The sequence below is a fragment of the Clavibacter phaseoli genome, from assembly GCF_021922925.1.
In the GTDB taxonomy this organism is placed as follows: domain Bacteria; phylum Actinomycetota; class Actinomycetes; order Actinomycetales; family Microbacteriaceae; genus Clavibacter; species Clavibacter phaseoli.
Genome location: NZ_CP040786.1, coordinates 454,732 through 466,688, shown reverse-complemented (window position 1 = coordinate 466,688; position 11,957 = coordinate 454,732). Strand labels below are relative to the sequence as shown.

The window sequence follows — 11,957 nt, the reverse complement described above, 5'->3', positions numbered from 1 at the left end:
GTGCGGCGGCGCGCTCAGCCTGCGGGCAGCACCACGTACGTGGCGACCGGGGATCCGAGATCCGCCGACACCGTGACGATGACCGAGTACGCGTCCGTCGCGAACCGCCCGTAGCCGCTCTGGGCGTCGCTCGTGACCTCGCTCGACGCGTAGCCGGCGGCCTCGAGCCGCGCCCGCGCGTCCGCGAACCCGCCCTCGACGTCCGGCACGGCGACCTGCGCCACCCAGCCGGCGCCCTCCGGGGCGGCTCCCCCGCCGAGCAGCTCCCCCTCGGCGAACGGCACGGCGTCCGAGGGGAACGTGTCGGGGACGCGGCCGTCCGTGGAGACCTGCACCTTGCCGAGCGTGTCGCCGATGACGTCCTCGACGCTGTGGCGCACCTGCTTCGCGCCCTCGTGGGCGGCGTCGCGGACGACGTCGCCCACCTGGCTGCACCCGGTGAGACCGAGGCCGGATCCGAGGGCGGAGACGAGGACGAGCCCGGCCGCCAGCCCCCTCCTGCGGAGGGACCGGGCGGACGGGCTCGTCGGGGTCATGCTCGCTACGCGTTCTGCTTCTTCAGTCGCGACGTCTTGCGCTGTCGGGCGTTCGCGTCGAGCTCGACCTTGCGGATCCGCACGAACTCGGGCGTGACCTCCACGCACTCGTCCTCGCGGGCGAACTCGAGGCACTCCTCGAGCGTGAGCCGCCGCGAGGGCGTCATGCGCTCGAAGGAGTCGGAGGTGGACTGACGCATGTTGGTCAGCTGCTTCTCCTTGGTGATGTTCACGTCCATGTCGTCGGCGCGCGAGTTCTCGCCCACGACCATGCCCTCGTAGACCTCCTGGGTCGGCTCCACGAAGAACGACATGCGCTCCTGCAGGGCCACCATGGCGAACGGGGTGGCGACGCCGGCGCGGTCGGCGACGATCGAGCCGTTGACGCGGGTCGTGATCTCGCCCGCCCACTGCTCGTAGCCGTGCGACACGGCGTTGGCGATGCCGGCGCCGCGCGTGATCGTGAGGAACTCGGTGCGGAAGCCGATGAGGCCGCGCGACGGGACGACGAACTCCATGCGGACCCAGCCGGTGCCGTGGTTGCTCATGCCCTCCATGCGGCCCTTGCGGGCGGCGAGGAGCTGCGTGATCGCGCCGAGGTACTCCTCGGGCGAGTCGATGGTGAGGTGCTCGTAGGGCTCGTGCACCTTGCCGTCGACCTGCTTGACGACCACCTGCGGCTTGCCGACGGTGAGCTCGAAGCCCTCACGGCGCATCTGCTCCACGAGGATCGCCAGCGCGAGCTCGCCGCGGCCCTGGATCTCCCAGGCGTCCGGGCGGCCGATGTCGACCAGCTTGATGGACACGTTTCCGATGAGCTCGCGGTCGAGGCGGTCCTTGACCATGCGGGCGGTGAGCTTGTGGCCCTTGACCTTGCCGATGAGCGGGCTGGTGTTGGTGCCGATGGTCATCGAGATGGCCGGGTCGTCCACCGTGATGGTGGGCAGCGGCCGGACGTCCTCCGGGTCGGCGAGGGTCTCGCCGATGGTGATGTCCTCGATGCCGGCGACGGCGACGATGTCGCCGGGGCCCGCGGACTCGGTCGGGAAGCGGTCGAGCGCCTTCGTGATGAGGAGCTCGGTGATCTTCACGTTCTTGACGGTGCCGTCGTGCTTGACCCAGGCGACCTGCTGGCCCTTCTTGATCGTGCCGTTGAAGACGCGGAGGAGGGCGAGGCGGCCGAGGAAGGGCGACGCGTCGAGGTTGGTGACGTGGGCCTGCAGCGGGTGCTGGTCGTCGTAGGTGGGCGCCGGGACGTGGTCGAGGATCGCCTTGAAGAGGGGCTCGAGGTCGTCGTTGTCGGGCAGCTCGCCGTTGTCGGGCTTGTTGTCGCTCGCGGCGCCGTTGCGGCCGGACGCGTAGACGACGGGCACGTCGAGGATCGCGTCGAGGTCGAGGTCCGGGTGCTCGTCCGACATGTCGGAGGCGAGGCCGAGGAGCAGGTCCTGGCTCTCGGCCACGACCTCGTCGATGCGCGCGTCGGGGCGGTCGGTCTTGTTGACCAGGAGGATCACGGGGAGCTTCGCCTCGAGCGCCTTGCGGAGCACGAAGCGCGTCTGGGGCAGCGGGCCCTCGGACGCGTCGACGAGGAGCACGACGCCGTCGACCATGGACAGGCCGCGCTCGACCTCGCCGCCGAAGTCGGCGTGGCCCGGGGTGTCGATCACGTTGATGACGATGGGCGTGCCGTCGGCGTGCTTCCCGTTGTAGAGCACCGCGGTGTTCTTCGCGAGGATCGTGATGCCCTTCTCGCGCTCGAGGTCGTTCGAGTCCATCATCCGGTCCTCGCCCTCGAAGTGGGCGTCGAACGAGTTCGTCTGCTTGAGCATGGCGTCGACCAGGGTCGTCTTGCCGTGGTCCACGTGGGCCACGATGGCCACATTGCGGAGGTCGTTGCGCGCGACTAGCGCCATAGTGCTGTCCTTCAGTGGAGAGGGTGCCGGCCTTGTCATCAAGGGAGGAGGGCGAAGAGCCGCCGTCTGCTATTCCCAGCGACCTACAGCCTACCGTGCCGATGCAAGCCGGGCTCAGGGAGCGTCGGGAGAGAGGGTCCAGCGCCAGGCGTCGTCGAGGATCCCGGCCTGGTGCGGCGACACCTGCACGCCGCCGACGGCGTCCCGAGCGGCCGCGAGCGCGGGCAGCTGGTAGAGCGGCAGGCCGGCGCGGTCGCCGTACATGCGACGGTCGAGGCGCAGGAGCAGCTCGGTGCGCGCGTCCTCGTCCTCGGTGCGGCTGAGCGACGCGAACAGGGACGCGACGTCGGGGTCGGCGGTGGACTGGCCGTCGCGCGCATCGGCCCGCGCCTCGTGCGCGGCGCGGATGCCGGCGACGGACGGGTACGCGTCCTCCGAGGAGAGGAGCGCGACGTCGTAGGCGCCCGGCTGGTCGAGCACGCTCTCCCACTGCGGGGTCGAGCAGTCCGTGACGACGAAGCCGGCCTTCTCGGCGGAGTCGCGGATGGCCTCGAACGCGGCCACCCGGCGCGGGTCGGCGGGGTCGAAGAGCACGCACACCTCGGGGGCCGTGCGGCCGACCGACGCGAGCAGCTGCCGCGCCTCGTCCAGGTCCACGTCGCCGAAGCGGCTGGACCCGTTGGCGCGCACCTGGTCGGCGTACCCCTCCACCCCGGGCGCGAGCACGAAGGAGTCGCGCGTGGTGGCGTCGGGATCCGCCGGCAGCGCGGCCTCCCGCACGATGGCGTCGCGCGGCACGGTGGAGAGGAAGGCGGTGCGGACTGCGACGTCCGACATGGCGGCGTCGCGCGCGCCGAGGGTCTGGAGGTCGAGCCGCTCCCACGACGCGGAGGACCCGCGCACGACCTGCACGCCGTCGATCACGGACAGCGCGTCGGACACCTCGGCGTCGGCCTCGGGCGCGATGACGTCGACCTCGCCCGCCTGGAGGGCGGCGACGGCGGCGTCCGGGTCCTCGATCGTCGACACGACGATGCGCTCGACCGACGGCCGGTGCAGCCCCGTGTAGAAGCGGTTGGCGCGCAGCGTGATGGAGGTGCCGGGGTCGATCGACTCGATGGCGTACGGGCCGGAGCCCACGGCGCGATCCGGGTGCGCGGCGATCTCGGCCACGCCGAACCCGCGGTTCCACGCGTCGGAGATGGGCGAGAGGAGGTCGGGCTCGCGATCCTGCACGGCGTCCACGAGGGTCTGCTTCGCGCGCCCCGGGCTCGACATGTCGAGCGCGAGCTGCACCACGGTGTGCGCGGGCAGACCGACCTCGAACGCGAGGCGCCAGTCCGGCGTGTACTCGTCGAAGACCATCGTGATGGACCGGCCGCCGTCGCCGATCTCGGGCGTGCGCGTGACGTGGGTCAGCGTCTCGTCGGCGGCCGCGTCGAAGTAGACGGTCTGCTCCGGGAGCGGGCCCGTGTAGCCGCCCGTCGTCTCGTCGACGTACCCGGCCGGGTCGTACCCGGGGGTGTCCAGCGCGCCGGATCCGGCGGCCCAGGCGAGCAGGAGGTCGGCCGCGTCGACGGGCTCGCCGTCGGACCAGCGGACGCCCTCCGCGACCGTGTACTCCACGGTGAAGGGGTCGCGCGAGACGACCCTCGCGGATCCGTAGCCCGGGTCCGCGGCGACGGTGCCGTCGGCGGCGACCTCGGAGAACCGCGAGTTCGTGGCGTGCACGATCTCCTCGTTGCCCGCGCTGCCGCCCGTGCGCGACGCCGCGTTGTAGGAGGTGAACGACGTGGGGACAGCAGCGCGGATCACCGTGTCGGCGACCATGCCGGTGGTCGGCGAGCAGGCGGCGAGGCCGGCGACGAGCGCCAGCGCGACGACGGCGGATGCGCCGCGGACGGCCCGGCGGATCCCTCGCGGGCGCCCGGCTCGTACGGCCCCGGGGCCTCGCGTGTCGCTGTCCATCGCCGTCGATCCTACGCGAGCGGCACGACGAGGCCCGCCGCCCGCGCGCCCCCGCGAGGGGGTGCTGCGGACGGCGGGCCGGGACGTGCGGGTGCGGGTCAGGCCGCGGGCGGCTGCTGGTCGCGCAGCGCCTCGCGGAGCTGGCGGCGCTCCTGCTGCTGGTCGGGATCCGGCAGCGGCACCGCGGCGATGAGCTTCTGCGTGTACGGGTGCTGCGGGTTCCGGAGGATCGACTCGGTCGGCCCCTGCTCCACGATCTTGCCGTGGTTCATCACGACGATGCGGTCGGCGAGCAGGTCGACCACCGCCAGGTCGTGGCTCACGAACAGGCACGCGAACTGGAGCTCCTTCTGGATCTCCTGCAGCAGCGCGAGCACGCGGGCCTGCACCGACACGTCGAGCGCGGAGGTGGGCTCGTCGGCGACGAGCACCTTGGGCCGGAGCGCGAGCGCGCGAGCGATGCCGACGCGCTGGCGCTGCCCGCCGGAGAGCTCGTTCGGGTAGCGGTTGCGGAAGCTCCGCGGCAGCTCCACCTGCTCGAGGAGCTCCTCGACCCGGTCGCTCTGCTGCTTCTTCGAGAACTGCCCCGAGAGCTCGAGCGGCTCGCCGATGCTCTGGCCGATGGGCCAGCGCGGGTTGAGCGAGGAGCCCGGGTCCTGGAAGACGATGCCGATCTCGCGGCGCACGGCCCGGAGGTCCTTCTGCGAGATGCCGGTCATGCGGCGCCCGGCGACCGTGAGCTCCCCGCCCGCGACGGGCAGGAGGCCCACCGCGGCGCGCGCGATGGTGGTCTTGCCGGATCCCGACTCGCCCACGACGCCGACGACCTCGCCGGGGTGGATGTCGAAGGACGCGCCCGAGACCGCCCGGAACGCCGGCACGCGGCCGAGCTTCGGGTAGTCGATGTCCACCTCCTTGAGGGAGATGGCGGGCTCGGTGGTGCGCTCGGCGATCTCGACGTGCGTCGCCTCGCCCGTGCCGAGGTGCGGCACCGACGCGAGCAGCTGCTTCGTGTACGGGTCCTTCGGCGACTGGAAGATCTCGCGCACGGAACCGCGCTCGACGATGCGGCCGCTCTTCATCACGATGACGTTGGTCGCGAGGTCGGCCACCACGCCCATGTCGTGCGTGATGATCACGATCGCGCTGTTGAGGCGCTGGTGGAGCTTGCGGAGCAGGTCGAGGATCTCGGCCTGGATCGTCACGTCGAGCGCCGTCGTGGGCTCGTCCGCGATGAGCATGTCGGGGTCGCACGACAGCGACTGGGCGATCATCGCGCGCTGGCGCTGGCCGCCGGACAGCTGGTGCGGGTAGGAGTCGAACGCCTTCTCGGGATCCGGCATCTCGACGAGCTTCAGCAGCTCGAGCGCGCGCACCTTGGCGACCGACGGGATGATCGAGTTGTGGACGCGCAGGGCCTCCACGATCTGGAAGCCCACCGTGTAGACGGGGTTGAGCGCCGTCATGGGCTCCTGGAAGATCACGGCGATGTCGTTGCCGCGCGCCTTCCGCAGGGTCGCCTGGTCGGCGCCGACCATCTCGACGCCCTTGAGCTTCGCGCTGCCCTGGACCCGGCCGTTCTTCGGCAGGAGGCCGAGGAGCGACATGGAGCTGACCGACTTGCCGGAGCCGGACTCGCCGACGATCGCGAGCACCTCGCCGGGGTTGACCTTGTAGTCGATGTCGACGGCCGCGGGGATCCACTCGTCGCCGACCCAGAAGTCGACGCCGAGGCCGGAGACCTCGAGGATGGGGACGATCGGGTCCGCCCCGTTCGCGTGAGCGCTCATGCTGCGGCCTCCTGGCTGCTGGAAGTGGGGGTGTCGAGGGGCGCCCATGCGGGCCGTGGGACGATGTGGCCATGGATCAGCCCGTCGTCATCCGCCCGTCGTTCGGACGCCTGCTGACCGTGATCGTCTCGGCGATCGCGGTCCTGGTGCTCGTGAGCACCGTGGTCGGAGGTCGGGCCGACCTCCTGCCGACGGCGGTGTGGGGCCCGGTGATGCTGGCCTACGCGTCGTGGCTCGTCTTCTGGCACCCGCGGGTGCGCATCGCGACCGAGGGCGTCGAGATCCGCAACGTCCTCCGCACGCACGACATCTCGTGGCCCGCCATCCGCGACGTCGACACCAAGTGGGCCCTGAGCATCACGACCGCGCACGAGCGCGTCACGGCGTGGGCCGCTCCCGCGCCCGGCCGGCACTCGAACGCCTACATCACCACGAAGGAGGAGCGGACGCAGCCGTACCTCAGCGCCATGATGCAGGACGCGCGTCGCGGCGACCTCCCGCGCACCGACTCCGGCGACGCGGCCACGGTGATCCGCCTGCGCCTGGCCGACCTCCGCGAGGCGGGCCACCTGGGCGGCCCGGTCGAGGAGGAGGCCCCGCGCGTGCGCACGCACTGGGCGGAGATCGGCGTGCTCGCGGCGCTCGTCGCCGCGACGGTGCTGACCGGCCTGCTCTGAGACCCGGCCGGCGGCCCGTCCGCGGGTGAGCGGACGGACCGTCACGGCGACCGTCACCGGCCGTCCGCGCCGTCGGGCGCCTGGCCCTCGGCGGGACCGTCGGCCTGGGCGTCCGGTCGGGCGGATCCGACGGGCGGCGGGACCCGCACGCCCTCGGCACCGGATCCGACCTTCGGACCCTGCTCGCGGCGGGTGCGGCCGGTGAGCATCGCGAACATCTGCTTGTAGGGACCCTGTCCGCCCGGCATGCGCCTCTGGCGCGGGTCGAACGCGTCGCGCAGGCCGTCGCCGATGAAGTTGATCGACAGCGCGATGATGATGATGAACAGGCCAGGGAACCAGAACAGCCACGGTCGGGTCGCGAAGGCGCCCTGGTACTCGTTGATGATCTGGCCGAGCGACACGTCGGGCTTGACGATGCCGAACCCCAGGAAGGACAGCGCCGCCTCGAGCAGGATCGCCGCGCTCATCAGCAGGGTCGTGGAGACGATGACGACGCCGATGGCGTTCGGCAGGATGTGCCGGAACACGATGCGGCTGTTCGAGGCGCCCGCCACCCGCGCGGCGTCGACGAACTCGCGCTCGCGGAGGCTGAGGAACTCGCCGCGCACGAGGCGGGCGAGCGACGGCCAGCCGATGAGCCCCAGGACGATGCCGAGGACCACCGCGCCGAGGCCGCCGAAGGTCCGACCGAGGACGGCAGCGATGACGATTACGGGGATCACGATGATGAGGTCGGTGAAGCGCATGAGCAGCGAGTCGACGCGGCCGCGGAAGAAGCCCGAGAGGGCGCCGATCACGATGCCGAGGAACGCGGCGATGATGCCGTAGAGCACCATCACGACGATCGACTGCTGCGTGCCGCGCATGACGCGGGCGAAGATGTCGCGACCGATCTCGTCCTGGCCGAACGGGTGCGCGCCGAACTGGAAGGGCAGCACCCACGTGGGGTTGCCGCCGTTGACGATGGGCGACGCGTTCTCGTAGCCCCACATCCACCAACCGGGGATGCGGAGGCCGAAGAACTGGATGCCCACGGACGAGTACACGAGGATCGCCATCAGCAGGAGCACCACGAGCGCGGTCATCGCGCCCTTGTGGCGGAGGAACCGGCGGCGGACGACGGTGCCCTGGCTGAGGCCCTCGACCTCCCGCTGCTCGATCGTCAGCTCGGAGTTGGCGCCGCCCTCGGGGAGGTGCGGGTCGTTGTGGGGGTCGTTGGGGTTCCCCATCAGCGAATTGGTCATGTGTCAGCTCACCCGGATTCGAGGATCGAGGACCGAGTACAGGATGTCGGCCAGCATGTTGAAGATGACGGTCAGGATGCTGGTGATCAGGATGAATCCCATCAGCGGGTTGAGGTCGGTCTTGGTGAGGGCGTCCTGGAAGACGGAGCCCATGCCCTTCCAGGCGAAGATCGTCTCCGTGATCACGGCGCCGCCGATGAGCCCGCCCACGTCGAACGCGATGACGGTGGCGACGGGGATCATCGCGTTGCGGAACGCGTGGCGCATGATCACGGTGCGCTCGGTGAGGCCCTTGGCCCGCGCCGTGCGCACGTAGTCCTGGTTCATCACCTCGAGGAGGCTCGCCCGCGAGTAGCGGGAGTAGCTCGCCACGGAGATGAGGAGGATCGCGATGGTCGGCAGCAGGAGGTGCGTGTAGCTGTCGAGCATGCCCTGCCAGATCGAGCCGTTCAGGCCGGGCGTGACGGCGCCGACGGTGGCGATGGGGCGACCGCGCGTGTTGGTCACGTAGTCGGGCCACACCTGCATGACGCGGTCGACGATGATCAGCAGCGCGACGAGGCCTCCCGTGATGCCGGCGCCGCGGGCGACGATCGGCTTGTCGTTCTGGCCGACGACGTACCCGATGACCACGCCGACGAGGACGAAGGCGACGATGAGGACGATCGTGATCCACCAGGGGGCGGAGACGGTGAGCAGGTACTGCAGCGGGTACCAGAGGGCCGCACCGAGGACCGCCATCGCGAGCGCCGAGTAGAACGCCCGGCGGTTGCGCAGCCCCGTCGACAGCGAGGTGATGAGCACCGCGATCAGGGCGCCGAGGGCTCCGATGAGCACGATGCCGAGACCGGGTCGCGAGAACCAGTCCGTCACGAGCAGGTACACGAGCACCGCCGCGGTGATGACCGTCGCGGAGCCGAACACGATGAGGCGCGGCTTCGGGTCGCCGCCGATGATGCTCATCCAGACGAAGCCCGACACGAGCGACAGGACCACGATCAGGACCGGCGGTATCGAGGGGTTCACGAGGAAGTCGTTGAAGCCGATGGCGACGTACTGCTTGAGGAGCACGGCGACGAAGAAGATCGGCAGGGAGAAGAAGAGGAACGACGCGAAGGTGACCGTGTAGTCGTAGCCGCTGTACTGGCGGAGCGCGGTCGTCATGCCGATCGAGACGCCGATGAGCCGTGGCGATCGTCACCAGCTGGATCGTCTGGCCGGCCGCGTTGGCGATGAGGTCGTTGACCTCGCGGCCGTCGATGGCCCGGCCGAGGTCGATCTGGCCGATGAAGACCTTGAACACGCCGCCGAGCCAGAGGAAGTAGCGCAGCGGCGACGGGACGTCGAGGTCGAGCAGGTCGACCCGGGCGGCGATGAGCGCGTCGCGGTTCGGCGACGGGCTCTCCCGCAGATCGCCGAGGGGATCACCCGAGTTGGCGGCCAGGTTGTAGATGATGAAGCTGGCGCCCAGGAGGACGAAGAACGACGCGACGAGGCGTCTCAAGACGAAGGTAAGCACAGGGCGACGACGTCCCTTTCTGTGTTCGGCCAGGGCTCGTGACCCGACCCGACGAGAGCATACGCGGCCGGATCCGCGGATCACGAATCGGCAACGGACATGGAGAGGGTGCCGAGGCCAGGAGGCCTCGGCACCCTCGCACCCTCCCGTTCAGGGGACGGCGCTCACTGCTGTCGTGCTACTGCGCGGACGTGTCCGACGGTGCCCACTCCCAGAAGTTCCAGAAGTAGGTCGGGGACAGGAACGCCGGCTTGACGCCCGAGACCGTGTCGCTCCAGGCGGTGAGGCCCGGGAACTGGAAGATCGGGGTGGTCCAGCCCTGCTGCTGGATGAGGGTCTCGGCCTGGATGAGCAGATCGCGCTGCTTGTCCGTGTCGGTCTCCGTGTCCAGCTGCTTGAAGAGGTCGTCGACCTCGGGGTCCGACCAGCCGTAGTAGTTGTTGATGCCGCCGGTCTGGTAGTTCGGGCCGGACTCGCCGACCGCGAGGCTCGTGGACTGCCATCCGAAGAGGGCGATGTCGTACGAGTCCGTCTTGCTGGAGAGGTCGGCGCCCCACGTCGCGCTGTTCACGTCGATGAGGTTGAAGCCGGCCTGGGCGGCCGACTGGCGCATGAGCTCGAACTCCTGCTGGCGACGGGTGTTGCCCTGGCCGTACAGTACGCGGGCGTCGATCGTGCCGGTGACGCCGGCCTGGGCGAGGTCCGCCTTGGCGCCCTCGATGTCGACGGCCTGGTCCTTGTAGCCGTTCTCCTCGACCGAGGCCTCGTAGTTCGGCGTGCCGGGCACGAAGACGTTCGAGTTGCGGAGCTCCGCGTCCTCCTGGAGGGGCTTGATCAGCTTGTCGAGGATCTCCTCGCGCGGCAGCGTCTTGAAGAACGCCTGGCGGACGAGCTTGGCCTTCTCGGCGTCTCCGCCGTACTTCGACGCGTCGAACGGGCCGCCGTTGGTGACCTGGAGGTCGACGTGCTCGTACGTGCCCTCGGCCTGGCCCTTGTACTCGATGCCGCTGAGTCCCTGGACCTGCTGGAGGAGGTCGGCCGTGGGCTGACCGGACGCGATCTGGACCTCGCCGTTGGAGAGGGCCTGGATCTGCGCCTGCGGGTCCGCGATGAAGCGGACGGTGATCTTCTCGTACTTCGGCTTCTTGCTGCCGCTGTACTCGGGGTTCGCCGTCAGGGTGATGTACTGGTCGGCCTTGAGGTCCGAGATGACGTACTGGCCGTCGGCGAGCACCTTCTGGGACTCGGTCGGCATGTCCGAGTAGCGGTAGCCGTCGTTCCAGATCTTGGAGACCGGGGCGAGGACGCTGGCGTCCTTGTCCTGGATGGCCGTGATGAGCTTCTTCTTCGCGTCCTCGGGCGAGAGGTTCTCGTCGGGGAAGGCGAGCTGCGTCGTGCCGTGCGCGGAGACGCCGACGCCGTTGCCGGTCGCGACCTCCCAGTCGACGTAGGGCTGGTCGTACGTGTACGTGAGGCTGCGTCCGTCGTCGCCGATCTCGGGCGTCTTCGTGACGAGGCCGAGGCGGGTGTCCGCGACGGCGCCCGAGTTGAAGAAGACCTGGTCGTCGCCGGTGGAGACGGTGCCGTCCTCGTTGGTGGTCACGTCGTCGCCCGTGGCGGTGTTGACGTTCGTCGTGTTCGCGGCCCAGTTGAGCAGCATGTCGGCGGCGTCGACGGGCGTGCCGTCGTTCCACTTGACGCCCTCGTTGATCGTGAACTTCACCACGAGCGGGTCGTCGGAGACCTTCTCGTAGGTGCCGAAGTCGGTGTCCTTGACGAGCGACGGGCCGTCGTCGTAGTAGTTGAAGGACCGGTTCGTCAGGTAGACGATGTTGGCGTTGGCGGTCGCGTTGCCCGTGGCCGACAGGTTGTTGTACTCGAGGAACGGGTCGTTCCAGGCCACGGTGATCTCAGTGCCGTCGATGACCTCGGACTCCTGGGCGGGCGCAGAGCAGCCGCTGAGGACGAGGGCACCGGAGACGATTGCGACACCAGCCGCTGCGAGGCGTCTGATTTTCAAGGTTCCTCCTGTGCATGGGAATGGCGCGGACCCACCGTGCGTGCGGTCGACCGCGCAGATAAGAATGACCCTAGGTACGGCTGGGAGTCTTTGCAAAAACTGGGCCCAAACGTTACATACCGGTAACTCGGACGCGCGGATCCGCGCGTCGCGGTCCGGATCCGTGCGTCTCGACGGGCGGGATCGCGCGTTCCCACCGCCCTCGGCGACGGATCGCGTCGTCAGCGCCCTCACCGGCCACGTCCGGTCCGCGGGCGGCGGATCGGCGTCGCGCGCCTAGGATCGGC

At 70.0% G+C, this 11,957-nt stretch carries 7 protein-coding genes and 1 pseudogene; 1 reads left to right on the top strand and 7 read right to left on the bottom strand.

Annotation, left to right across the window (positions count from 1 at the left end; translation table 11 throughout):
* Positions 1 to 14: 14 nt before the first annotated feature.
* The 4 genes from FGI33_RS02220 to FGI33_RS02205 all read right to left on the bottom strand — a co-directional run bounded on the left by FGI33_RS02220 (position 15) and on the right by FGI33_RS02205 (position 6,207).
* On the bottom strand, positions 15 to 536 hold the full coding sequence (locus FGI33_RS02220) for a hypothetical protein (RefSeq protein WP_119434725.1): 522 nt from the start codon (positions 534 to 536) through the stop codon (positions 15 to 17).
* A 5-nt stretch (positions 537 to 541) separates the two neighbouring features.
* Positions 542 to 2,449 (bottom strand): translational GTPase TypA, encoded by a 1,908-nt coding sequence (typA, locus tag FGI33_RS02215; protein ID WP_119402402.1) that lies wholly within the window; start codon positions 2,447 to 2,449, stop codon positions 542 to 544.
* Between the two features lie 114 nt (positions 2,450 to 2,563).
* Complete coding sequence (locus FGI33_RS02210; RefSeq protein WP_119434726.1) at positions 2,564 to 4,417, bottom strand: ABC transporter family substrate-binding protein; 1,854 nt, start codon at positions 4,415 to 4,417, stop codon at positions 2,564 to 2,566.
* A gap of 98 nt (positions 4,418 to 4,515) precedes the next feature.
* Entirely contained in the window at positions 4,516 to 6,207 is a 1,692-nt protein-coding gene (locus tag FGI33_RS02205) for an ABC transporter ATP-binding protein (RefSeq protein ID WP_119403028.1), read from the bottom strand.
* 71 nt (positions 6,208 to 6,278) lie between these two features.
* Here FGI33_RS02205 and FGI33_RS02200 point away from each other — a divergent pair, with 71 nt between their 5' ends.
* Positions 6,279 to 6,884, top strand: coding sequence for a PH domain-containing protein (locus FGI33_RS02200; RefSeq protein ID WP_119435470.1), 606 nt, complete (start codon positions 6,279 to 6,281; stop codon positions 6,882 to 6,884).
* 53 nt (positions 6,885 to 6,937) lie between these two features.
* On the opposite strand, the gene FGI33_RS02195 is transcribed toward FGI33_RS02200, so the two are convergent.
* The 3 genes and pseudogenes from FGI33_RS02195 to FGI33_RS02185 all read right to left on the bottom strand — a co-directional run bounded on the left by FGI33_RS02195 (position 6,938) and on the right by FGI33_RS02185 (position 11,670).
* Positions 6,938 to 8,131 (bottom strand): ABC transporter permease, encoded by a 1,194-nt coding sequence (locus FGI33_RS02195; protein ID WP_119433805.1) that lies wholly within the window; start codon positions 8,129 to 8,131, stop codon positions 6,938 to 6,940.
* A gap of 3 nt (positions 8,132 to 8,134) precedes the next feature.
* Positions 8,135 to 9,650 (bottom strand): annotated as a pseudogene (locus FGI33_RS02190) (ABC transporter permease).
* A gap of 178 nt (positions 9,651 to 9,828) precedes the next feature.
* Complete coding sequence (locus FGI33_RS02185; protein WP_119433807.1) at positions 9,829 to 11,670, bottom strand: ABC transporter family substrate-binding protein; 1,842 nt, start codon at positions 11,668 to 11,670, stop codon at positions 9,829 to 9,831.
* Positions 11,671 to 11,957 lie beyond the last annotated feature (287 nt).